Raw genomic sequence first — 22,052 nt, 5'->3', positions numbered from 1 at the left:
ACCGAGGCAACGATGAACGAACCGCCACATACAACAGCTGGAGACAAGCGAAATGAACAGGTATGAAGAGGTGCCCAAGGCCACCACTCCCCGGGCCGCCGGGGCCACCGAGGCGGCGCCGTTGCGTGCGGCCACCGCACCGGCCAACGCCGGTCTGCTGGAACGCTTTTTCAAGCTGACCGAGCACAACACCACCGTGCGCACCGAAGTCATCGCAGGGCTGACGACCTTCCTGACGATGGCCTACATCATCTTCGTGAACCCGTCGATCCTCGGGGACGCGGGCATGCCCAAGGGCGCCGTCTTCGTCGCCACCTGCCTGATCGCGGCCATCGGCACGCTGATCATGGGCCTGTACGCCAACTACCCGATCGCCATGGCGCCGGGCATGGGCCTGAACGCCTACTTCGCCTACGTGGTCGTGCTCGGCATGGGCTACACGTGGCAGGTCGCGCTGGGCGCGGTGTTCATCTCGGGTTGCCTCTTTTTGATCGTGACGGTCACCGGGTTGCGGGAGCTGTTCATCGCGGGCATACCGCAGTCCTTGCGAACGGCGATCACCGTGGGCATCGGCATGTTCCTGGCGCTCATCGCGCTCAAGAGCGCGGGCGTGGTCGCGGCTTCGCCGGCCACCTTCGTCACGCTGGGCGACCTGCATTCGGCGCCCGTGATCCTGGCGACCATCGGCTTCCTCATGATCGTGGCGCTCGACCGGCTCAAGGTGCGCGGCGCCATCCTGATCGGCATCCTCACGGTGACGGTGCTGTCGTTCTTCTTCGGCGGCAACAAGTTCCACGGCGTGTTCGACGCACCGCCGTCCATCGCGCCCACCTTCATGCAGCTGGACATCCTGAGCGCGCTCAAGGGCGGCATCCTGAACGTGGTGCTGGTGTTCTTCCTGGTCGAGATGTTCGACGCCACCGGCACGCTGATGGGCGTGGCCAAGCGCGCCGGCCTGCTGGTGCCGGGCAAGATGGAGCGCATGAACAAGGCGCTGCTGGCCGACAGCGGCGCGATCTTCGCGGGCTCGCTGCTGGGCACCTCGAGCACCACGGCCTACGTGGAAAGCGCGGCCGGCGTGCAAGCCGGTGGTCGCACCGGCCTCACGGCCGTGGTGGTCGCGTTGCTGTTCCTGGCCTGCCTGATGATCTCGCCGCTGGCGGGCTCGGTGCCGGCCTACGCCACCGCACCGGCGCTGCTCTTCGTGGGCTGCCTGATGCTGCGCGACCTGGTCGAGCTCGACTGGGAAGACACGACCGAGGTGATCCCGGCGGCCGTCACGGCGCTGGCCATGCCCTTCACCTACTCGATCGCCAACGGCCTGGCCTTCGGCTTCATCACCTACGCCGTGCTCAAGCTGTGCACCGGCCGGGCACGGGAAGTGCATGCGATGGTCTGGGTGATCGCGGCGATCTTCCTGTTCAAGTTCGCCTACATCGGCGGACACTGAAGGACGCGCCGTCGGGCGCCGATGGTCGCGGGGACGCCCGGGCCTGTAAACACTGTGTTTTGGTGCCGCGTTGGCCGGCAAAGGGGCTGGATGCAAGGCGCCCGCGCGCAGCAAGGCTTCTGCCTTGCAAGCGCGGGCAACGCCGCAGGCAGCCCCTTTGCCGGCCAACCCGGAGGGAAGGCCTGCCAGGGCGGGCCACTCGGCGTTGCGCTCCTTGCGTGTGCGCATGCACACGCGGCGTCGCGCGCCTTGATTGGCCCGCCCTGGCAGGCCTTCGCGGCACCAAAACACAGTGTTTACAGGCCCTAAACTTATAGCTGTCCCCGCTTGTTGATGTTGAACGAGACAAACCCACGAAACCCGGCATGACAACCCCCAGACTCCAGCTGGCGCACATCACCAAGCGGTACCCCGCGGTGGTGGCCAACAGCGACATCTCCCTGGCCGTGCAGCCCGGCGAAATCCATGCCGTGCTCGGAGAGAACGGCGCGGGCAAATCGACCCTGATGAAGATCATCTACGGCTCGGTCAAGCCCGACGAAGGCACCGTCACCTTCGACGGCCAGGCGGTGAACCTGCGCAACCCGCAGCAGGCGCGCGCGCTGGGCATCAGCATGGTGTTCCAGCACTTCAGCCTGTTCGACACGCTCACCGTGGCCGAGAACGTCTGGCTGGGCCTGGACAAGTCGCTCGCGCTGGCCGAGGTGGCCCGCAGCATCACGGCCAAGGCCAGCGAATACGGGCTGGACATCGACCCCTCGCGCCCCGTGCACACGCTGTCGGTGGGCGAGATGCAGCGGGTGGAGATCATCCGCGCGCTGCTCACCAACCCCAAGCTGCTGATCCTGGACGAGCCGACCTCGGTGCTCACGCCGCAGGCCGTGATCCGCCTGTTCGGCGTGCTGAACAAACTGGCCTCGGAAGGCTGCAGCATCCTGTACATCAGCCACAAGCTGCACGAGATCCAGGAGCTGTGCACCGCCTGCACCGTGCTGCGCGGCGGCAAGGTCACGGGCGTGTGCAACCCGCGCAACGAGAGCACCGAATCGCTCTCGCGCCTCATGATCGGCAGCGAGCCGCCGCCGCTGCAGCACCGCCCGCTGCATGCCGGCGCGGTGGCGCTGCGCGTGCAGGGCCTGAAGTTGGCGCGCGAAGACCAGTTCGGCGTCGACCTGGACGGCATCTCCTTCGACGTGCGCGCGGGCGAGGTCGTCGGCATCGCCGGCGTCTCGGGCAACGGCCAGAAGGAACTGCTGTACACGCTCTCGGGCGAGGACGTGCGCGCCGAGCCCGCCATGGTGCGCGTGTTCGACCAGCCGGCCGGCCGGCTGCGCCCGCGCGCGCGGCGTGCGCTGGGCCTGCATTTCGTGCCCGAGGAACGGCTGGGGCGCGGCGCCGTGCCCACGCTGGGCCTGGCGCACAACCTGCTGCTCACGCGCAGCAATGCGGTGGGCAAGGGCGGCTGGATTCGCACCGCCGAGCTCGACAAGCAGGCGCGTTCCATCATCGATCGCTTCAAGGTGAAGGCCGGCGGCCCGGGCGCGGCGGCGCGCTCGCTCTCGGGCGGCAACCTGCAGAAATTCATCGTCGGTCGCGAGATCGACGCCAACCCCAAGCTCTTCATCGTCTCGCAGCCGACCTGGGGCGTGGACGTGGGCGCAGCGGCGCTCATCCATGCCGAGATCCTCGCGCTGCGCGATGCGGGCTGCGCCGTGCTCGTGATCAGCGAGGAGCTGGACGAGCTGTTCAACATCTGCGACCGACTGCACGTGATCGCCAAGGGGCGGCTGTCGCCCTCGATCGACCGCGCGGCGGCCACGCTGCCGCAGATCGGCGAGTGGATGAGCGGCCTGTGGCCGCAGGCGCAGCCCCACCAGAACAACAAGAAGGAGGGCGCGCATGCTCAAGCTTGAACCCCGCCCGGAGCTGTCGCGCTTCTGGAGCTATGGCTCGCCGATCCTGGCGCTCTTGATCACCGTGCTCATCGGCGTGGCGCTGTTCGCCGCGCTCGGCAAGGACCCGGTCAAGGGTCTGCAGGTGTTCTTCTACGAACCGATCAAGAGCGGCTACGCCATCGGCGAGCTGATGGTGAAGGCCACGCCGCTGCTCATCATTGCGCTCGGCCTGGCGGTGTGCTTTCGCTCCAACGTCTGGAACATCGGCGCCGAAGGGCAGTTCGTCTGCGGCGCCATCGCGGCGGGCGGCGTGGCGCTCTTGGCCGACAAGAGCACCGGCAGCTGGATCGTCGTGGCCATTCTGCTGGCGGGCATCGCGGGGGGCATGGTGTGGGCGGGCATCGTCGCGTTCCTGCGCGACAAGTTCAACGCCAACGAAATCCTCGTGAGCCTGATGCTGGTCTACGTGGCCACGCTGATGCTGAGCTACCTGGTCTTCGGCCCCTGGAAAGATCCGCAGGGCTACAACTTTCCGCAGACCAAGACCTTCGAGGCGGTGACGCAGATTCCGCGGCTCATGAAGGGCTCGCGCGTGTCGATCGGGCTGATCATCGCGCTCGTCGGCGCGGGCGCGCTGTGGGTGTTTTTGTTCCGCACGCGCGCAGGCTTCGCGCAGCAGGTCGGCGGGCTGGCGCCCGCGGCGGCGCGCTATGCCGGCTTCTCGGCACGCCGCGCGGTGTGGATCGCGCTGCTCACCTCGGGCGGCGCGGCCGGCCTGGCGGGCGCGCTCGAAGTGGCGGGCCCCATCGGCCAGCTCACGCCGTACGTGCCGGCGGGCTACGGCTTCGCGGCCATCATCGTGGCCTTCGTCGGGCGACTGCATCCGGTGGGCATGATCTTCTCGGCGATCCTGATGAGCATGTTCTACATCGGCGGCGAACTCGCGCAGTCGCGCCTGGGCCTGCCCAAGTCGCTCACCGGCGTGTTCCAGGGCCTGCTGCTGTTCACGCTGCTGGCCTGCGACACGCTCATCGCCTACCGCATCCGCCGCAAGGCCGGCGCCAAGGCCGCCACGTTGACCACGAGTTCGCTGCAGGTCAGCACGCCGATCACCGCGCCGACCGCGCCCGTTGCGCCGACCGCGCGTGCCACCGAAGGAGGGCTCTGAACCATGGAAAGCTACGCACTCCTGCTGGGCTCGACCCTGAGCGCGGGCACCGTGCTCGCCATCGCGGCGCTGGGCCTGTTGATCAACGAGAAGGCCGGCGTCGTCAACCTCGGCGCCGAGGGCATGATGCTGTGCGCCGCCATCGCGGGCTTCGCGACGGTGGTCATCACGCACAACCCCTGGCTCGGCTTCCTGGCCGGCATGGCGGCCGGTGCCTTGCTCGCGGCCTTCTTCGGCGTGCTGGTGATCTGGCTCAACACCAACCAGTACGCGACGGGGCTGGCGCTGAGCCTGTTCGGCGTGGGCTTCTCGGCCTTCGCGGGCATCAGCTTCGTGCAGGCCAAGCTGCCCGAGAGCACGCCCTTCGCCATTCCCGTGCTGGCCGACATTCCGCTGGCCGGCCCGGCGCTGTTCCGGCACCACCCGATGGTGTACGTGGCCGTGCTGCTGACCATCGGGCTCATCTGGTTCCTGTACCGCACCCGCGCCGGCCTCGTGCTGCGCTCGGTGGGCGAGTCGCCCGAGTCGGCGCATGCGCTGGGCTACCCGGTGCGGCGCATCCGCTTCCTGGCGGTGATCGCGGGCGGCGCGCTGTGCGGCCTGGCGGGTGCGTACCTGTCGACCGTGTACACGCCGCTGTGGGTCGAGGGCATGGTCGCCGGCCGCGGCTGGATCGCGCTGGCGCTGACTACGTTCGCCACCTGGCGCCCGATCCGCGTGCTGCTCGGCGCCTACCTGTTCGGCGGCGTCTCGATGCTGGGTTTCCACCTGCAAAGCAGCGGCGTCGACGTGCCCTCGCAGTTCCTCAGCATGGCCCAGTACATTGCGCCGATCGTGGTGCTGGCGCTGATCTCGCGCAACCCCGCCTTCATCCGCATCAACATGCCGGCATCGATGGGGAAACCGTTCTACCCCGGCTCATAATCGCGTTCTCGTTTTTTTGCCAACCCGTCCTTTTCTTCCGAGGATTTCGACAATGAATGATCTGAACAAGCGTTCCCTTCTCAAGCTCGCCGCCCTCACCGCGGTGGCTTCGGCGGCCCTCATCGGCTGCGGCAAGAAGGAAGAGGCGGCCGCCCCCGCAGCATCGCCGGCGCCGGCCCCCGCGGCCGCACCGGCTCCCGCACCGGCGGCCCCGCTGAACATCGCATTCGCCTATGTCGGTCCCGTGGGCGACGGCGGCTGGTCCTTCGCGCACGACAACGCCCGCAAGGCGCTCGAGAAGGAATTCGGCGACAAGATCAAGACCACCTTCGTCGAAAGCGTGCCCGAGTCGGCCGACGCCGAGCGCGTGTTCCGCGACTTCGTGGGCCAGGGCAACAAGCTGATCTTCGGCACCACCTTCGGCTACATGGAACCCATGCTCAAGGTCGCCAACGACAGCAAGGACGTGAAGTTCGAGCATGCCACCGGCTACAAGACCGCCGAGAACATGCGCACCTACGACAGCCGCACCTACGAAGGCGCGTACATGGCCGGCGTGATCGCCGGTTCGATGACCAAGAGCAACACGCTGGGCGTGGTCGGCTCGGTGCCGATCCCTGAAGTGCTGCGCAACATCAACAGCTTCACGCTGGGCGCGCAGTCGGTCAACCCGAAGATCACGACCAAGGTCGTGTGGGTGAACGAGTGGTTCAGCCCGCCCAAGGAAACCGAAGCCGCCACCGCCCTCATCAACGGCGGCGCCGACGTGCTGTTCCAGAACACCGACTCGCCGGCCGTGCTGAAGACCGCCCAAGAGAAGGGCAAGCGCGCCTTCGGCTGGGACTCCGACATGACCGCCTACGGCCCGAAGGCCCACCTGGGCTCGGCCATCATCAACTGGGCGCCGTACTACATCAAGACCACCCAAGACGCGCTGGACGGCAAGTGGGCCACCGGCCAGACCTGGTGGGGCGTGAAGGAAGGCGCGATCGACATCGTCTCGATCGCCGAAGACGTGCCCGCCGAAGCCAAGGCCAAGGTCGAGGAAATCAAGAAGGGCCTGAAGGACGGCAGCTTCTCGATCTGGAAGGGCCCGATCGTCGGCCAGGACGGCAAGGAGCTGATCGCCAAGGACGCGGTCGCCGACGACAAGTTCCTGTCGGGCGTGAACTTCTACGTCAAGGGCGTCGAAGGCAAGGTGCCGGGCGGCGACAAGAAGTAATCATTGATCGATCGCTTCGGCGATTGCCACGAGAAGGGTCGTCTGCGGACGGCCCTTTTTTCATTTCATTCAGGAAAAGGATTCACACCATGAAGCTGCAAGGGGTCATGGCGGCAGGCGCGGCACTGCTGGCCGTGTCGATGTCGTTCGCCGCACCGCCGACGTTCTCGAAGGAAGAGCAGCGCCTGCGCAAGGCCGTGGACGACGCGGAAATGTGCTTTCACTTCGCCGGCGAATTCAACGGCGACGGTTCGGCGCACGACAAGGAAGTGGCGCGCCAGCAGCGCCAGCACTGCGGCAAGGAAGGCCAGCAGCTGGTGCTGCGCGCCTACCGCAAGAACCCGCAGGACACGCGCCTCTACCCGGCGGTGCTGCGGCTGGACGGGCTGATGCCGGGGCTCACGTTGCCCGCAGCCGAGAAGGCCCGGCTGTGCGCCGTGGCCAAGACGGAACTGGCCTGCCCCTGAACGGGCTTATTGCGCAGCCGCCTGCAACTGCGCCGCCATCTTCTGGTGGATCAGGTTCACCGCCTTCAGCGGCCGCAGCATCACCTTGAACTCGGTGATCCGGCCTTCGGCGTTCCACTTCATCATGTCCACGCCGTTGATGGCGATGCCGTCCAGCTCGAGTTCGAACTCGAGCACGGCATCGGTCGGGCCCTGGAGTTCGCGCACGTAGCGGAAGCTCTCGTTGAAGAAGACCTGGAAGGCCGCGGCGAGGTACTGCTTCGTGATCGCCTTGCCGACCTGCGGTCGGTGCACCACGGGCGAGAGGAAGACGGCGTCGTCGGCCAGCAGGGCATCGAGGCCCGCCACGTCGCGTGTCTTGACGAGCCGGTGCCAGGTGGAAAGGGTGTCGATCGCCATGGGTCTCCTCGCGCGGTGGATGGATGGAAGAACGGAAAACCCAGTCTAGCGAAGCGCCTGCGGGCCCGTCGTCGCGGGCGCGACGGGGCCGGCAGGTGGCAGGCTTACGCGCCTTGCCAGCGCTTGAGCACCAGCGTGGCGTTGGTGCCGCCGAAGCCGAAGCTGTTGCTCATCACGGTGTCGACCGTGGCGTTCTCGCGCGTCGCGGTGAGGATGGGCATGTCGGCCACTTCGGGGTCGAGCGCCTCGATGTTGGCCGAGCCGGCCATGAAGTGGCCTTCCATCATCAGCAGGCAGTAGATCGCCTCGTGCACGCCGGCGGCGCCCAGCGAGTGGCCCGACAGGCTCTTGGTGGAGCTGATGGCCGGCGCCTTGTCGCCGAAGACTTCGCGCACGCCCTTCATTTCCATGACGTCGCCGACGGGTGTGGAGGTGCCGTGTGTGTTCAGGTAGTCGATGGGCGTGTCGACGGTCGAGAGGGCCATCTGCATGCAGCGCACGGCGCCTTCGCCGCTGGGCGCGACCATGTCGTAGCCGTCGGAGGTGGCGCCGTAGCCGACGATTTCGGCGTAGATTTTTGCGCCGCGTGCCAGTGCGTGGTCGAGCGACTCGACCACGACCATGCCGCCGCCGCCGGCGATGACGAAGCCGTCGCGCTCGGCGTCATAGGCGCGCGAGGCCTTCTCGGGCGTGTCGTTGTACTTGGTGGACAGCGCGCCCATGGCGTCGAACAGGAACGACTGGGTCCAGTGTTCTTCCTCGCCGCCGCCGGCGAACACGATGTCCTGCTTGCCCATCTGGATCTGCTCCATGGCGTTGCCGATGCAGTGCGCGCTGGTGGCGCAGGCCGAGGCGATGGAGTAGTTCAGGCCCTTGATCTTGAAGGGCGTGGCCAGGCAGGCCGACACGGTGCTGCTCATGGTGCGCGTCACGCGGTAGGGGCCGACGCGCTTGACGCCCTTTTCACGCAGCAGGTCGAGCGCTTCCATCTGGTTCAGCGTGGAGGCGCCGCCCGAGCCGGCGATGAGGCCGGTGCGCGGGTTGGACACCTGCTCCTCGGTCAGGCCGGCATCGGCGATGGCGTCCTTCATGGCCAGGTAGGCGTAGGCCGCCGCGTGGCCGACAAAGCGGTAGAGCTTGCGGTCGATGAGGTCTTCGAGGGGAAGGTCGATGGAGCCGGCCACCTGGCTGCGCAGGCCCATTTCGGCGTAGGCCGGCTGGAACCGGATGCCGGGGCGGCTGGCACGCAGGTTGGCGGAGACGGTCTCCTTGTCGTTGCCCAGGCACGAAACGATGCCCAGACCGGTGATGACGACGCGTCGCATGGCGAAACCCTCAGAAGTTGTCGGTGGAAGTGAACACGCCGACCCGCAGGCCCTCGGCGGTGTAGATCTGGCGGCCGTCGACGCTCACCGAGCCGTCGGCGATGGCCAGGTTCAGCTTGCCCTTGAGCACGCGCTTGATCTGGATGTTGTAGGTGACGAGCTTGGCGGTCGGCAGGACCTGGCCCGTGAACTTCACTTCGCCCGAGCCCAGGGCCCGGCCGCGGCCCGGCAAGCCTTGCCAGCCGAGGAAGAAGCCCACCAGCTGCCACATGGCGTCCAGGCCCAGGCAGCCCGGCATGACCGGGTCGCCTTCGAAGTGGCAGGCGAAAAACCACAGGTCGGGCGTGATGTCGAGTTCGGCCGTGAGTTCGCCCTTGCCGTAGGTACCGCCCTCGGCGCTGATGTGGGTGATGCGGTCCACCATCAGCATGTTCGGGGCGGGCAGCTGTGCGTTGCCGGGGCCGAACAGTTCGCCGCGGCTGCAGCGCAGCAGGTCTTCGCGGGTGAAGGCGTTTTGTAGGGTCATGCGAGTCGATCAAGGACGGCGCCAGGGGCACGAATGCACGCTGCGCGCGGATTGGAGGGAACACGCCCGATGCCGGGCCTGCCGGGGTCCAAGCCTAGCGCATCCGCCATGGCCCGATTTGACCCAGATCAGTTTGGGGGAAATGGGGCTGGCAGCGTATACGTTTTCGGGGATGCCGCGCAGGGTGTCTGCCCTTATGCTGTGCGCGATCACAACGTCGATTTTCCACGCCCCATGACCGATTCCAGCCGCCCCCTGTTCGACCCGAGCTTTGCGCAGCGCATTCCCGCCGAACGCCTGCCCGAGCTGCTGCGCGCCATGCCCAAGGCCGAGCTGCACATGCACATCGAAGGCTCGCTCGAGCCCGAGCTGATCTTTGCGCTCGCGCAGCGAAACGGTGTCTCGATTCCGTATGCCAGCGTCGAAGAACTGCGCAAGGCCTATGCCTTCACCAACCTGCAGACCTTCCTGGACATCTACTACGCCGGCGCCAGCGTGCTGCTGAAAGAGCAGGACTTCTACGACATGGCCTGGGCCTACCTGGAGCGCGCCGCCGCCGACCACGTGGTGCACACCGAGATGTTCTTCGACCCGCAGACGCACACGGCGCGCGGCGTGGCGATGGAAACGGTGGTCAACGGCCTGCACCGCGCCTGCGTCGATGCGCTGCCGAAGCTGGGCGTGAGCGCCTCGCTCATCCTGTGCTTCCTGCGCCACCTGAGCGAGGAAGAAGCCTTCGCGACGCTCGAGCAGGCGCTGCCGTACCGCGACAAGTTCATCGGCGTGGGGCTCGATTCGAGCGAGGTCGGCCATCCGCCCGAGAAGTTCGCGCGCGTGTTCGCACGCTGCCGCGAACTGGGCTTCCACCTCGTCGCGCACGCGGGCGAAGAGGGCCCGCCGGCCTACGTGTGGAGCGCGCTCGACGTGCTGAAGGTCGAGCGCGTCGACCACGGTGTGCAAAGCGCGAAGGACCCGGCGCTGATGAAGCGGCTGGCGCAAGACCGCATTCCACTCACCGTGTGCCCGCTGTCGAACCTCAAGCTGTGCGTGTTCCCCGACCTGTCGCAGCACAACCTGGGCGCGCTGCTCGAGGCGGGGCTGGTCGCCACCGTCAACTCGGACGACCCGGCCTACTTCGGCGGCTACATGAACCAGAACTTCACGCAGACCTTCGCAGCGACCGGCCTGGGCGTGCAGCAGGCCTGGCAGCTCGCGGCGAACAGCTTCGAGGGCAGCTTCATCGACGCGGCGGCCAAGCGCGCCTACGTCGACCGGCTCAACGCCGTCTTCGCGACCTTCTGAGCCAGTTCGGCCGTGCAGGCGCCGGGATCGGCCTTGCGCGGCACGAGCAGCGGAACGGCCACCAGCGCACACGCACTGGCCGCCAGCCACACGACCGGCCAGCCCTGCAGCGCCAGCAGGTGCGGAATCGAAAAGGGCGTGACGAAGCACACGAGGAACACGCTGGTGTTCGCCATGCCCAGCGCGGTGCCGGCGCGCGCCGCGCCGGCCAGCGTGGCCAGCTCGGTGTACGCCACGCCGTGCCAGGCCGACACGCACACGCCGCTCACGGCCAGCAGCGCGATCAGCGCCAGGCGCAGCGGCAGGGGCGGTGCCTCGGTGCCCGCCGCCATCACCAGCGCGGCCAGGCCCGCGAACAGCAGCACGCTGAGCGCGCTGCAGGCCCGCAGGTAGGCCGGGCGGTTGCGGCGGCGGTCGGTCCAGCGGCCGCTCCACACGCGCATCGCCATCGCGCCGACCTGCACGAAGACCATGGCGGCGGTGATCGTGCCCAGGCCCACGTGGCCGAAGTCGTGCAGGAACACCGTGCCGAAGGACAGCACCGCGAACTGCGGCGCGCACAGGATGCCGATGCCGGCCACGATGCGCCACAAGCGCACGTCGCGCAGCGGCCCGGTCTTCGGTGCGGCGGCCTCGGTGGTCTTCGGGTGCGGCACGATGGGCGGCTCGTGCACCCAGGCCCAGCTCATCGCCGCGCTCAGCGCGCACAGCAGCGCCAGCAGGCCGTACAGCGCGGCAAAGCCGAAGTGCAGCGCCACGAAGGGCAGCACCAGTGCGCCGATGCCGCCGCCCATCGGCACGGCGGTCTGGCGGATGCTCATGGCCAGGCCGCGCTCGCCGGCGTCGAACCAGGTCATCACCGCGCGCCCGCTGGCGCCGTTCACGCTGCCGCCGAGCAGGCCCACCAGCAGCAGCCCCGCGCCGAGCACGCCGAGGCCCGGCACATGGCCGGCGCCCGGCGCGGCCCACAGCGCCATCGCGACCAGCGCGATCGCCGTGCTGCCCAGCCCGGCCAGCAGCACGGGGCGGTCGCCCCAGCGGTCGGTCAGCAGGCCCCAGGGCAGCTCGCTCACGGCGATGCCCAGGCCCATGAGGCCGAGCACCAGGCCGAGCGCGGCGTTGTCCAGCTGGTAGCCGGTGCGCATGAGCACGGCGGTCATCGGGATGCCGCTGAAGGCGACCGAGAAGGCCGCGTTGGCGGCCACGCCGGCGGCGAGCACCTTCCAGCGGTGGCGGGGCGACAGCGGGGTGGAGGAGGGCGAATGGGTCATGTTGCAGCGCAGTGTCCGCCGCTGCAAAGGTTTTGAAAATCAGAAAATAATGAGTGGATCGTCCTGAAATTCAGGATGATCCAGAAGCTCATGCAAGGACCCGCGATGACCCAGGTGATGTTCGACCTCGACGTGCTGCGCACCTTTTCCACCGGCATGGCCCTCGGCAGCTACGCGCGCGCGGCCGACAAGCTGGGCCGCTCGACCTCGGCCGTGAGCGCGCAGCTCAAGAAGCTGGAGTCGCAGGCCGGCACCGTGCTGTTCCGCAAGGAGGGCCGCGGCCTGGCGCTCACCGATGCCGGCGAGACGCTGCTGGCCTACGCGCACCGCATGCTCGAGCTCAACGAGGAGGCCAGCGCCGCCCTGCGTGGCGCCGACCTGCAGGGCTGGGTGCGGCTGGGCCTGCAGGAAGACTTCGGCGAGACGCTGCTGCCGGCCGTGCTCGGCCGCTTCGCGCGCGCCCATCCCAAGGTGCGCATCGAGGCCTGCGTGGCGCGCAGCGGCGAGCTGCGCGAGCGGCTCGAGCTGGGCCAGCTCGACCTGGCGTTGGCATGGGACGCGGGCGACCAGCCGCTGTCGCCGCATGCCGAGCGCGTGGCGCGGCTGCCGCTGCTGTGGATCGGCCCCACGGCGCCCGAGCGCGTCGATGCGCCCTGGTGGACCGAGCGCGAGCACCGCGCGGGCGTTCGCGCCGTGAAGAGCAAGGAGCCGCTGCCGCTCATCATGCTCGACGCCCCGTGCCCGCTGCGCGAGATCGTCATCACCGCGCTCGACCGCGCCGGCCTGCCGTGGCGCCGCGCCTTCGGCAGCGCCAGCCTGGCGGCGCTGTGGGCCGCGACCTCGGCCGGCCTGGGCCTTACGGTGCGCACGCCGTTCGGCCTGCCCTCGCAGGTGCGCGCGCTCGATCGCTCGGTGCTCTCGCTGCCGGCGCTGCCGCAGATCTCGCTCGTGCTGTACCGCGCGCAGGCCCGCGCCGAGGCGCCGGCGAGCCGGCTGGCCACGCTGCTGCTGGAGGCCGTGCGCCAGCATCTGCAGGTCGAGACTGTGCAACCCCGCTGAGCGCAGGCCCTTGCGCGGGCCGCCGCCGCGATGCGTGAGAATCCGCCGCTGGAGACAAGTACAAGAGACAAGACCCAAGCGAGGCGGCATGACCATTACGCGGCACAACTCCCTGCATCTGTGGGACGACAGGTTCCTCTACATCACGCCGGCGATCCAGTCGGGGCTCACGGCCCGTTCGTCGGCCACGCTGCTGGCGTCGGTGAGCGGCCACCCCTTCACGCTGGAGGCGGTCGATGGCACGCGCGTGCGCTGCACCGCCGCGCTGGTGGGGCCGCACGTGTCGCGCCGGCTCGACGTCGACGGCTGCGGGCTGCTGTCGCTCAACCTCGACCCGGCCTCCAGCGCCTACCGCATGCTCGCGCGGCACATGGGCGGCCACGGCATCCAGCCGATCGACGCGCGCCGCTTCGGTCGCACGCGCGACGACTTCGAGCCGGCGCAGCACGGCGCGCTGTCCGACCGGCGCCTGCAGATGCTGAGCGCGAAGCTGGTCACGTCGATCACCGAGAGCCCCGAGCTGCAGGCCGCCATCGACCCGCGCATCGACCGCGTGCTGCAGGCCATCCGCACGCATGCGGGGCAGATCCCGCTGCGCGAGCTGTCGGCACTGGCCTTTCTCTCGCCCGACCGGCTCACGCATTTGTTCGCGCAGCAGGTGGGCGTGTCGATCAAGCGCTATGCGCTGTGGACCAAGGTGCGCCGCACGGTGCAGCAGTTCACCGCGCGCCGCCCGCTGACCGACGTGGCGCTGGTCAGCGGCTTCACCGACGCGGCGCACATGAGCCGCACCTTCCAGCGCTACTTCGGCCTGTCGCCGTCCTTCCTGTCGAACCAGGTGCGCGTGACGGCCGACGAGCAGGCCTCGCACGCGTGGGGGCGTGGCCTCGCGCACTGAGGCGCCTTCGAAGGTCTCCAGGCGCGGCGCAGGACAGCGGCTGCGTTCAAGCCCCGGCACGCCGGCGTGCCTAAGCTGTGCGGTGCTCCGTCAAGAGAGCGCCCATCCAACTGGAGACAGCATGAGACCTCGGACTTTCCTGCGCGGCGCAACGCCGCGATCACTCTGGCTTGCGCTCGTGGCCGCAGCCGCACTGACCGCCTGCGGTGGCGGCGGAGGCGGTGGCAGCAGTAGCTTTCCCTTCTTCCCCGGCACGGGCGGCAATCCGCCCGCAGAGAACAACGCCTACAAGGCCGAGATCCGCCGCACCACGATGGGCGTGCCGCACATCAAGGCCGCCGACTGGCCCGACCTCGGCTATGGCTACGGCTACGCGCAGGCCGAAGACAACCTGTGCACCATGGCCGACTCGTTCCTCACCTACCGCGGCGAGCGCTCGCAGTACTTCGGCGCCGACGCGAAGCTCGTGGCCAGCAGCACCATCGGCCTGCCGAAGAACATCGACTCCGACTTCTTCCATCGCCACGTCATCTCGCCCGATGTGCTGCAGCAGATGACAAATGCCCAGGCCGATTACATGCAGCGGCTGGTGGAAGGTTTTGCCGCGGGCTACAACCGCTACCTGCGTGACCTGAAGGCCGGCGGCAGCGCGCACGCCGCCTGCCGCACCGACGCCTGGGTGAAGCCGATCACCGCCGAGGACATCTACCGCCGCATGTACGCGACCAACCTGGCGGGCGGCTACAGCAACTTCCTGGCGCACATCGCGAACGCGACCCCGCCCGTGCCCGCGGCGCCGACGAAGGTCGCGGCACGCAGCACCAGCAGCAAGAAGAAGGAGGCGCGGCTGCAGCTCGCCGCGCGCGATCTCGCCGTGCCCTTGCAGGTCGGCGGCGAAGAGGGCGTGGGCAGCAACATGATCGGCTTTGGCACCGCCGCCACCGGCGACGCGAGTCCGCTGCTGTTCGGCAACCCGCACTGGTACTGGCGCGGGCCCGACCGCTTCTACCAGGCGCAGCTCACCATTCCGGGCAAGCTCAATGTGAGCGGCACCTCGTTCCTCGGCATCCCGGTGACGCTGATCGGCTTCAACGACAACATCGCGTGGAGCCACACGGTTTCGACCGCCAAGCGCTTCGGCTTCTACGAACTGCAGCTGGCCTCGGGCGACCCGACGAGCTACATGCGCGACGGCAGCGTGGTGAAGATGCAGGCCCGCGAGATCACCGTGCAGGTGAAGCAGGCCGACGGCAGCGTGACGCCGATGACGCGCACGCTCTACAAGTCCGAGTACGGACCGATCATCAACCTGCAGTACCTCAGCGACAAGCTGCCGCCGTGGACCACCACCATGGCCTACGCGATCCGCGACATCAACGACCAGAACTTCCGCACCTTCCGCAACTGGCTTCGCTGGAGCCAGGCGAAGTCACTCGACGAGTTCATTGCCATCCAGCGCGAAGAAGCCGCCATTCCGTGGGTCAACACCGTGGCCGTGGGCCGGGGCAGCGCCAAGGCCTGGTATGCCGACATCGGCGCGGTGCCCAACGTGTCGACGGACCAGATGGCGACCTGTTCGAGCAAGAGCCCGATCGGCGGGGCGCTGCAGGCCGTGCCGGCCCTCGCACGCGTGCCGGTGCTCGACGGCTCGCGCAGCGCCTGCGACTGGCAGACCGATGCCGACTCGGCGCAGAAGGGCGCGCTCGGCGCCGCCCGCATGCCCAACCTGTTGCGCGACGATTACGTGGCCAACATGAACGACAGCTACTGGCTGGCGAACCCGAAGGCGCCACTCACCGGCTTCCCGGACATCATGGGACCGGCCGGCACCGACCCCGTGACCTTCCGCACGCGACTGGGCCACCTGCTCGCGCAAGGCCGCATCGACGGCACCGACAGCCACGGCGCGCGGGGTGCCACGCCCGACACCGTGAAGCGCATGGTGCTCGACAGCCGTGCGCTGACGGCCGAGCTCTTCAAGATGCAGGCGCTGCCGCTGGTGTGCGCGAAGGCCACCATCAACGTCGCCACCGATCCGCTGACCAGCGAGGCCATCGGCCGCGACATCGATGTCTCTGCGGCCTGCAGCGCGCTGCAGGACTGGAACGGCACTGGCGTTGCGGGTGCGCGCGGTGCGCATGTGTGGGACGAGTTCTGGAGCCGCGCCTCGCGCATTCCGGCGGCCGACCTGTACAGCGTGCCCTTCAACCCGGCCGACCCGGTCCGCACCCCGCGTGACCTGAAGCCCGCCGCCGCCCCCGCGCTGCAGCAGGCCTTCGGTGCCGCCGTGGCGCGCGTGCAGGCCAGCGGCTTCGCCGAGAACGCCGCGCGCGGCGACTACCTGTTCGCCACCCGCGGCGGCCAGAAGATCCCGCTGTACGGCGGCTGCGGCGGCCCGGGCTACTTCACCATCGCCTGCTCCGAGAACCGGCTCGACAAGGGCGGCTACACGATGGACCTCAACCCGAACGGCAACAGCTACATGCACATCGTGCGCTTCCCTGAAGGCGGCGTGGAGGCCCACACCTTCCTCACGTTCTCGCTGTCGGACGACCCGGCCTCGGCACACAACGCCGACTACACCCGGGCCTACAGCGCGGGGCAGTGGCTGAAGGTGCCGTTCTCCGAAGCGGAGATCAAGGCCGACGCGGCCTACCGCAGCGCCGTCGTCAGCGAGTAGCCGACGACGCGGCGGCGCGCTGCGCGAGCCAGTTCCACCCGGCGCCTGCGGCCATGAGCACGCAGGTGCCGAGGAACACGGCGCGCATGCCGACGTGCCCGCCCACGAAGCCGCCCAGCAGCGGGCCCGCCACCTGGCCCGCGTACTGCGCCGACGTCGAGTAGCCCAGCATGTTGCCGGCCACGCGCTCGGGCACGTTGTGGCGGATCACGCTCGCGATGCAGGGCAGCAGCCCGCCGAGCGACAACCCCATCAGGAAGCGCAGCACCACCAACTGCCAGCCCGACGTGACGAAGGCCTGCGGCACCAGCAGCAGCGCCGACACCGCGAGGCAGCCGACGATCACGTTCCAGTGCCCCACGCGGTCGGCCAGCTTGCCCAGCCGCGAGGCCGAGAGGATGCTGCCGAGTGCCGCAGCCGACATCACGAGGCCGGCCATCATCGTCACGCGCTGCGGGTCGTCGAGCAGCGTGGCGACGTAGACCGTGATGATCGGCTCGATCGACATGTTGGCCAGCATCAGCAGCATGCCGGTGAAGAGCATCGCGACCAGCGGGCGCTTGTCGGGCACGGCGGCCCAGCCGGTGTCGTCGGAGGCGCCGCGCTGCTTCGCTGCGGAAGGCGCCTTCTTCTCTTCACGGATGAGAAAGGCCGTCGCGAGAAAGGCGATGAAGATCATCGCGCCCGCCGCGAAGAAGGTGTTGCGGATGCCGACCAGCGGCGGCAGCACCCCGCCCACCAGCGGCCCCACGAGGTTGCCCGCCATGATGGCCGACGACATCGTGCCCAGCGCCCAGCCGGTGCGGTCCTTGGGCGTCTGCGTGGCGACCAGCACCATCGAGCCCGAGGCGTACCCGCCGAGCAGCCCCGCCAGCAGCCGCAGGCCCACGAGCTGCCACACGTTGGCCGCGAGGCCGATCAGCGCCATCGCCACGGCCATGCCGAGGCTTGCGCGGATCAGCATCGGCTTGCGCCCGTAGCGGTCGGCCAGCCGGCCCCACAGCGGCGCGACCAGCGCGGCGCTCAGGAAGGTGGCGCCATAGGCCGCGCCCGACCACTGCACGATGGCCGCGTGGTCCTTCACGCCAAGCTGCTCGACGTACAGCGGCAGGAAGGGCAGCAGCAGCGTCATCGCGATGATGGTCGTGAAGGTGCCGAACATGCAGACGGCGAGGTTGCGCTGCCAGTGTGCGTGGGCGCCCGGTTCGGCTGTGGGGGCGCCTGTTGTCGTTGTCGTCGGGTTGGTCATGGTGGGGAACGCCCATTGTGGGACGACCCGCGCGGGCTGGCGCTTGCCGATTGGTGGGGGCACCCATCGCCGTGCGGGAAGGGCGCAGGCCGTATCCCTCCCGCTGGCGCGGTGGGACGGGTTGGTCTAGCCTTGCGTCTGCTACCTCCAATAACCCTCTTTTCAGGACATGGCCATGAAACGCATCGGCATGCTCGTCTTCCCCGGTTTCCAGATCCTCGACCTCGCTGCCATTGCCGCGTTCGAGCTCGCGAACATCCACGCCGGCAAGCAGGTCTACCAGGTCGAGCTGCTGTCGGAAGAGGGCGGCCCCGTGACCAGCTCGTCGGGCGTGGTCACCGACAGCAAGCGCTTCGGCACGGGAAAGTTCGACACGCTGGTGATGAGCGGCGCGCTCTTCATCGCGCCCACGTCCGAGAAGATGTGCCGCTTCCTGCGCGCGGGGCTGCGCAACGCGCGCCGCGTGACCAGCATCTGCACCGGCGCCTTCGGGCTGGCGGACGCGGGCCTGCTCGACGGACGCCGGGCGACCACGCACTGGTCCTTTGCGGGCGAGCTGCAGAAGCGCCATCCCGCCGTCAAGGTGCAGCCCGACCGCATCTTCATCAACGACGGGCCGGTGTGGACCTCGGCCGGCATGACGGCGGGCATCGACCTCGTGCTGGCACTGGTGGAGGAAGACCTCGGCGTGGAGGCGGCACGGTTCGCGGCGAGGAAGCTGGTCGTGTACCACCGCCGCGCGGGTGGGCAGTCGCAGCATTCCGCGCTGCTCGAGCTGGCACCCAAGTCGGACCGCATCCAGAAGGCGCTGGTGCATGCGCGCGCCAACCTGCGCGAGACGCTGTCGGTGGACGAACTGGCCGAGGTCGCGCACCTCAGCCCGCGCCAGTTCAGCCGCGCCTTCAAGGCCGAGACTGGGCAGTCGCCGGCGCACGCGGTCGAGAACCTGCGCGTGGAGGCGGCACGCGCGCTGATCGACGAGGGCAGCCTCGCGCTCGGCGTGGTCGCGCGCGAAACGGGCTTCGGCGACCCCGAGCGCATGCGCCGCGCCTTCCTGCGCACGCTGGGGCATCCGCCGCAGAGCGTGCGTCGCGTGGCCCGTCGGGAGGCCGCGACGGCTTGAGCAGCGTATGTCCTGAAAGGTGGCTTATATGACATTTACGCCATCGCCTTGCAGGAAGAGACTTCTCCCCACGGCCACACACCCGTGGCGACGAAGGAAACTCCATGACTGCAACCCAAGCAAATCCGAACAAGGGCACGGCCCTCATCACCGGCGCGTCGTCGGGCATCGGCGCCGTGTACGCGGACCGTCTCGCGCGGCGCGGCTTCGACCTGATCCTGGTGGCGCGCAACCGCGAGCGCCTTGCCGCGCTGGCCGCGAAGCTCTCTGACGAGACCGGGCGCAAGGTCGAGGTTCTTCCGGCCGACCTGTCCGACCGGAAGGACATCGCGTCCGTGGAGGCCGTGCTGCGCACCCGCGGCGACATCACCCTGCTGGTGAACAACGCCGGCTTCGGCGCCGCCGGGCCGCTGCTCGGCTCGGACATCGACAAGATGGAGGACATGATCGAGCTCAACGTGAGCGCGCTCACGCGGCTCACCTACGCGGCTGTGCCGGGTTTCGTCGAACGCGGCGGCGGCACGCTGGTGAACATCGCCTCCATCGTGGCGATCTCGCCCGAGACGCTCAACGGCGTGTACGGCGGCACCAAGGCCTTCGTGCTGGCGCTGAGCCAGTCGCTGCAGCACGAACTGAAGGACAAGGGCGTGCGCGTGCAGGCGGTGCTGCCCGGCGCGACGGCCACCGAGTTCTGGGGCGTCGCGGGCGTGCCGATGGCGCACCTGCCCAAGGAGATCGTGATGACGGCGCAGGATATGGTCGACGCGGCCCTCGCGGGGCTCGACCAGGGCGAGCAGGTCACGATTCCGGCGCTGCCTGATCTGGCCGAGTGGGATGCGTTCGACGCGGCGCGGCGTGCGATGTCGGGCAGGTTGTCGAGCACGGCGCCGGCGGCGCGCTATGGCGTTGGTGCCACCGCGCTACTGGCATGACGCCTGCGTTCGGTGGGTGAGGCCGTCGGTCGTACACGAAGAAGACGTGCCCCGGGAACTCCGCCAGCCTGGCTTCACTTCAGGGTCGGTCAGAGCGGCCGCACCTGCCATGCGGAGTCCGGTCCGAAAAGTGCCCGGCACTGGGGGCATTCGTCGGAGAAGTACGGAATCTCCGCATTGCACGAGGGGCACACGCCAAGGCGGGTCGCGGGGTCGAAGGTGTCCGGCGCCAGCACGTCATCGGTGGGGAAGCCGGCGGAAGGAAACGAGAGCGGCGCGGCCGACGCAGGCGGCACGATCGGCGTCAGCAACCTTGCTTTCAGCGCGTCGCGTGTCTGCGCGTCCAGTCCTTCGCTGTCGGCATAGGCGTCCACGACCTTGCGTCGTTTCTCGAGCCATTCCGGCTGGTGCTGGCGCCAGACGGCGAAGGCCTCGGCCAGTGCCATGCGCAGCACGGTCGGCGGCATGCCGCGGTAGAACAGGTGCAGTTCGCCGAGATGCGTGACGAAGGAAATGAAGCTCTGCAGGGTCGGTTGCGTCGTGGCGGAGATGTGTTCCCGACCCGCCAGGCCTTGCGTGGTCTCGCCCGTTGTCACGACTTCGCGGTTCTCGATCGTGAGCTCGGCCAGCTCGAAGTAGGGCAAGGGGATCGGATCGCGGTTCTTGGTCTTCACCATCACGCACTTCGTGCCGAAGGCCAGGGTGACGGTTTCGTTGGTGAAGAGGTCGTAGCCCGCCGCGTTGGCGACGATGCATGGCTCGAGCACGGGCGTTCGTGGCAGCGGCGTGAAGTCGAAATGCATGCTGAGGGTCATGGCTGGCAGGGTGTGATGCGGAGGCACGGATCGTAGTGAGTGTGCGGCGTTCCTGGCCGCCGCATCCGATGCGTCTGTTCGGCAGGATGCGCTCGCGTTCTGCGGCGGCCATGGCTGGCGGGAGGCTGCGGCATTAAAATCCGAACCCCGCAGCAGGGCGCCCCGGCCTGCTGCGGGGTTTTGCTTTTCCGGGGCCATGTAGAGGACCACCATGTACAAAAACCTCGCGGGCCGCGCCGTTCTGGCGCTGGCAGCCGCTTGCTTTTTATCTCCCGCCTTGTCCCAGATCGCGCCGTCGAAGCCGCCTCTCGCCAAGGATGCGCTGAAGGTCGGCTTTGTCTATGTCACGCCGGTCACCGATGCCGGCTGGGTGCGCCAGCATGAAGAAGGCCGCAAGGCCGTCGAGGCCGCGCTGGGCCCCCGCGTGAACACCGTCTTCGTCGAGAACGTGCCCGAAGGCGCCGACGCCGAGCGCGTGATCCGCGACCTTGCGCAGCAGGGCAGCCAGCTGATCTTCACGCCCAGCTTCGGCTACATGGAGCCGACGCTGAAGGTCGCGAAGGACTTTCCCGGCGTGAAGTTCGAATCGATCACCGGCTACAAGACCGCGCCCAATGTGGCGACCGCCAACGCCCGCTACTACGAAGGCCGCTACCTCGCGGGCATCGCGGCCGGGCGCATGACGAAGACGAACGTGGCCGGCTACGTGGCGGGCTTTCCGATTCCCGAGGTGCTGCAGGGCATCAATGCCTTCACGCTCGGCATGCGCTCGGTGAACCCGAAGGCCAAGGTGATCGTGGTGTGGCTCAACGAGTGGTTCGATCCGCCGAAGGAGCGCGATGCGGCGATGGCGCTGTTCAACCAGAACGCCGACGTGCTCGCCTTCCACACCGGCTCCACCGCCGTGATGGCCGCCGCGCAGGAGCGCGGCAAGATGGCCGTGGCCTACCACTCCGACATGCGCAAGATCGCGCCCGACGCGCAGATCGTCGCGGTCACGCACCAGTGGGGCGGCTACTACACGCAACGCGCGAAGGCCGTGCTCGACGGCACCTGGAAGAGCGGCAACCTCTGGGGCGGCGTGAAGGAAGGAATGATCCGCGTCGGCGACTTCGGCACCAAGGTACCCAAGGCCGTGCAGGACGAGGTGCAGGCGCGGCAGAAGGACATCGCGGCGGGCAAGCTGCAGCCGTTCCGCGCGGTGGCGGCCGATGTGCGCGACAACGAAGGCCGCGTCGCGATCGCCAAGGGCGCCCAGTTGAGCGACGAACAGATCCTGCAGATGAACTGGCTGGCCGAGGGCGTGCAGGGGCGGGTGACGCGCTGAGCGCGGCCTCTTGCCCCGCC

19 protein-coding genes are annotated in these 22,052 nt (G+C 68.6%); 13 read left to right on the top strand and 6 right to left on the bottom strand.

Features of this window, described 5'->3' with window-relative positions:
- The first annotated feature begins 52 nt into the window (after positions 1–52).
- From ACAM52_RS18995 to ACAM52_RS18970, 6 genes are all read left to right on the top strand, one after another.
- Positions 53–1,450, top strand: coding sequence for an NCS2 family permease (locus ACAM52_RS18995; protein ID WP_369644288.1), 1,398 nt, complete (start codon positions 53–55; stop codon positions 1,448–1,450).
- A gap of 365 nt (positions 1,451–1,815) precedes the next feature.
- The gene (locus ACAM52_RS18990) at positions 1,816–3,363 is read left to right on the top strand and encodes an ABC transporter ATP-binding protein (RefSeq protein ID WP_095744201.1); all 1,548 of its coding nucleotides are present in this window, start codon (positions 1,816–1,818) and stop codon (positions 3,361–3,363) included.
- A complete protein-coding gene (locus ACAM52_RS18985; RefSeq protein WP_070061709.1) occupies positions 3,350–4,513 on the top strand; it encodes an ABC transporter permease in 1,164 nt (387 codons plus the stop codon). Before ACAM52_RS18990 ends, ACAM52_RS18985 begins: the two co-directional genes overlap by 14 nt.
- Before the next feature lie 3 nt (positions 4,514–4,516).
- On the top strand, positions 4,517–5,437 hold the full coding sequence (locus tag ACAM52_RS18980) for an ABC transporter permease (RefSeq protein WP_070061710.1): 921 nt from the start codon (positions 4,517–4,519) through the stop codon (positions 5,435–5,437).
- Positions 5,438–5,489: 52 nt separating this feature from the next.
- Positions 5,490–6,659: a BMP family ABC transporter substrate-binding protein gene (locus tag ACAM52_RS18975; RefSeq protein WP_062477516.1), complete on the top strand. Its 1,170-nt coding sequence runs from the start codon at positions 5,490–5,492 to the stop codon at positions 6,657–6,659.
- Positions 6,660–6,748: 89 nt separating this feature from the next.
- Positions 6,749–7,126, top strand: coding sequence for a hypothetical protein (locus ACAM52_RS18970; RefSeq protein ID WP_307637302.1), 378 nt, complete (start codon positions 6,749–6,751; stop codon positions 7,124–7,126).
- 6 nt (positions 7,127–7,132) lie between these two features.
- On the opposite strand, the gene ACAM52_RS18965 is transcribed toward ACAM52_RS18970, so the two are convergent.
- From ACAM52_RS18965 to fabA, 3 genes are all read right to left on the bottom strand, one after another.
- Positions 7,133–7,525, bottom strand: a complete 393-nt coding sequence (locus tag ACAM52_RS18965) for a nuclear transport factor 2 family protein (protein WP_307694530.1) — start codon at positions 7,523–7,525, stop codon at positions 7,133–7,135.
- 104 nt (positions 7,526–7,629) lie between these two features.
- Positions 7,630–8,850, bottom strand: a complete 1,221-nt coding sequence (gene fabB / locus ACAM52_RS18960) for a beta-ketoacyl-ACP synthase I (protein ID WP_369644287.1) — start codon at positions 8,848–8,850, stop codon at positions 7,630–7,632.
- 10 nt (positions 8,851–8,860) lie between these two features.
- Positions 8,861–9,376: a 3-hydroxyacyl-[acyl-carrier-protein] dehydratase FabA gene (gene fabA, locus ACAM52_RS18955; protein WP_095744206.1), complete on the bottom strand. Its 516-nt coding sequence runs from the start codon at positions 9,374–9,376 to the stop codon at positions 8,861–8,863.
- 234 nt (positions 9,377–9,610) lie between these two features.
- On the opposite strand from fabA, the gene ACAM52_RS18950 reads away from it, so the two are divergent.
- Positions 9,611–10,678, top strand: coding sequence for an adenosine deaminase (locus ACAM52_RS18950; protein ID WP_369644286.1), 1,068 nt, complete (start codon positions 9,611–9,613; stop codon positions 10,676–10,678).
- Here ACAM52_RS18950 and ACAM52_RS18945 read toward each other — a convergent pair.
- A complete protein-coding gene (locus tag ACAM52_RS18945) occupies positions 10,639–11,949 on the bottom strand; it encodes an MFS transporter (protein ID WP_369644285.1) in 1,311 nt (436 codons plus the stop codon). The two genes, ACAM52_RS18950 and ACAM52_RS18945, sit on opposite strands and share 40 nt — an antisense overlap.
- A gap of 105 nt (positions 11,950–12,054) precedes the next feature.
- Between ACAM52_RS18945 and ACAM52_RS18940 the strand changes: the two genes are divergently transcribed.
- The 3 genes from ACAM52_RS18940 to ACAM52_RS18930 all read left to right on the top strand — a co-directional run bounded on the left by ACAM52_RS18940 (position 12,055) and on the right by ACAM52_RS18930 (position 16,586).
- Positions 12,055–13,008, top strand: coding sequence for a LysR substrate-binding domain-containing protein (locus ACAM52_RS18940; RefSeq protein ID WP_369644284.1), 954 nt, complete (start codon positions 12,055–12,057; stop codon positions 13,006–13,008).
- Between the two features lie 88 nt (positions 13,009–13,096).
- Positions 13,097–13,906, top strand: coding sequence for a helix-turn-helix domain-containing protein (locus ACAM52_RS18935; RefSeq protein ID WP_369644283.1), 810 nt, complete (start codon positions 13,097–13,099; stop codon positions 13,904–13,906).
- Positions 13,907–14,027: 121 nt separating this feature from the next.
- The gene (locus ACAM52_RS18930; protein WP_369644282.1) at positions 14,028–16,586 is read left to right on the top strand and encodes a penicillin acylase family protein; all 2,559 of its coding nucleotides are present in this window, start codon (positions 14,028–14,030) and stop codon (positions 16,584–16,586) included.
- On the opposite strand, the gene ACAM52_RS18925 is transcribed toward ACAM52_RS18930, so the two are convergent.
- Complete coding sequence (locus ACAM52_RS18925; protein ID WP_369644281.1) at positions 16,576–17,835, bottom strand: MFS transporter; 1,260 nt, start codon at positions 17,833–17,835, stop codon at positions 16,576–16,578. The two genes, ACAM52_RS18930 and ACAM52_RS18925, sit on opposite strands and share 11 nt — an antisense overlap.
- 175 nt (positions 17,836–18,010) lie before the next feature.
- Here ACAM52_RS18925 and ACAM52_RS18920 point away from each other — a divergent pair, with 175 nt between their 5' ends.
- Complete coding sequence (locus tag ACAM52_RS18920) at positions 18,011–18,958, top strand: GlxA family transcriptional regulator (RefSeq protein WP_159277960.1); 948 nt, start codon at positions 18,011–18,013, stop codon at positions 18,956–18,958.
- A gap of 104 nt (positions 18,959–19,062) precedes the next feature.
- Entirely contained in the window at positions 19,063–19,890 is an 828-nt protein-coding gene (locus ACAM52_RS18915; RefSeq protein WP_369644280.1) for an SDR family NAD(P)-dependent oxidoreductase, read from the top strand.
- An 89-nt stretch (positions 19,891–19,979) separates the two neighbouring features.
- On the opposite strand, the gene ACAM52_RS18910 is transcribed toward ACAM52_RS18915, so the two are convergent.
- Positions 19,980–20,918, bottom strand: a complete 939-nt coding sequence (locus ACAM52_RS18910) for a hypothetical protein (RefSeq protein ID WP_369644279.1) — start codon at positions 20,916–20,918, stop codon at positions 19,980–19,982.
- On the opposite strand from ACAM52_RS18910, the gene ACAM52_RS18905 reads away from it, so the two are divergent.
- Complete coding sequence (locus ACAM52_RS18905; RefSeq protein ID WP_369644278.1) at positions 20,917–22,032, top strand: BMP family ABC transporter substrate-binding protein; 1,116 nt, start codon at positions 20,917–20,919, stop codon at positions 22,030–22,032. The two genes, ACAM52_RS18910 and ACAM52_RS18905, sit on opposite strands and share 2 nt — an antisense overlap.
- Positions 22,033–22,052: the final 20 nt, after the last annotated feature.

It is taken from the genome of Variovorax sp. V118 (assembly GCF_041154445.1).
Classification (GTDB): domain Bacteria; phylum Pseudomonadota; class Gammaproteobacteria; order Burkholderiales; family Burkholderiaceae_C; genus Variovorax; species Variovorax boronicumulans.
Note: the sequence above shows the minus strand (reverse complement) of the source record. Positions and strands in the feature narration are given on the sequence as shown.

Coding starts and splice junctions, on each gene's coding strand:
- ACAM52_RS18995 (WP_369644288.1), top strand. CDS start 53: ATGAACAGGTATGAAGAGGTGCCCAAGGCCACCACTCCCCGGGCCGCC.
- ACAM52_RS18990 (WP_095744201.1), top strand. CDS start 1,816: ATGACAACCCCCAGACTCCAGCTGGCGCACATCACCAAGCGGTACCCC.
- ACAM52_RS18985 (WP_070061709.1), top strand. CDS start 3,350: ATGCTCAAGCTTGAACCCCGCCCGGAGCTGTCGCGCTTCTGGAGCTAT.
- ACAM52_RS18980 (WP_070061710.1), top strand. CDS start 4,517: ATGGAAAGCTACGCACTCCTGCTGGGCTCGACCCTGAGCGCGGGCACC.
- ACAM52_RS18975 (WP_062477516.1), top strand. CDS start 5,490: ATGAATGATCTGAACAAGCGTTCCCTTCTCAAGCTCGCCGCCCTCACC.
- ACAM52_RS18970 (WP_307637302.1), top strand. CDS start 6,749: ATGAAGCTGCAAGGGGTCATGGCGGCAGGCGCGGCACTGCTGGCCGTG.
- ACAM52_RS18965 (WP_307694530.1), bottom strand. CDS start 7,525: ATGGCGATCGACACCCTTTCCACCTGGCACCGGCTCGTCAAGACACGC.
- fabB (WP_369644287.1), bottom strand. CDS start 8,850: ATGCGACGCGTCGTCATCACCGGTCTGGGCATCGTTTCGTGCCTGGGC.
- fabA (WP_095744206.1), bottom strand. CDS start 9,376: ATGACCCTACAAAACGCCTTCACCCGCGAAGACCTGCTGCGCTGCAGC.
- ACAM52_RS18950 (WP_369644286.1), top strand. CDS start 9,611: ATGACCGATTCCAGCCGCCCCCTGTTCGACCCGAGCTTTGCGCAGCGC.
- ACAM52_RS18945 (WP_369644285.1), bottom strand. CDS start 11,949: ATGACCCATTCGCCCTCCTCCACCCCGCTGTCGCCCCGCCACCGCTGG.
- ACAM52_RS18940 (WP_369644284.1), top strand. CDS start 12,055: ATGACCCAGGTGATGTTCGACCTCGACGTGCTGCGCACCTTTTCCACC.
- ACAM52_RS18935 (WP_369644283.1), top strand. CDS start 13,097: ATGACCATTACGCGGCACAACTCCCTGCATCTGTGGGACGACAGGTTC.
- ACAM52_RS18930 (WP_369644282.1), top strand. CDS start 14,028: ATGAGACCTCGGACTTTCCTGCGCGGCGCAACGCCGCGATCACTCTGG.
- ACAM52_RS18925 (WP_369644281.1), bottom strand. CDS start 17,835: ATGACCAACCCGACGACAACGACAACAGGCGCCCCCACAGCCGAACCG.
- ACAM52_RS18920 (WP_159277960.1), top strand. CDS start 18,011: ATGAAACGCATCGGCATGCTCGTCTTCCCCGGTTTCCAGATCCTCGAC.
- ACAM52_RS18915 (WP_369644280.1), top strand. CDS start 19,063: ATGACTGCAACCCAAGCAAATCCGAACAAGGGCACGGCCCTCATCACC.
- ACAM52_RS18905 (WP_369644278.1), top strand. CDS start 20,917: ATGTACAAAAACCTCGCGGGCCGCGCCGTTCTGGCGCTGGCAGCCGCT.
- ACAM52_RS18910 (WP_369644279.1), bottom strand. CDS start 20,918: ATGGTGGTCCTCTACATGGCCCCGGAAAAGCAAAACCCCGCAGCAGGC.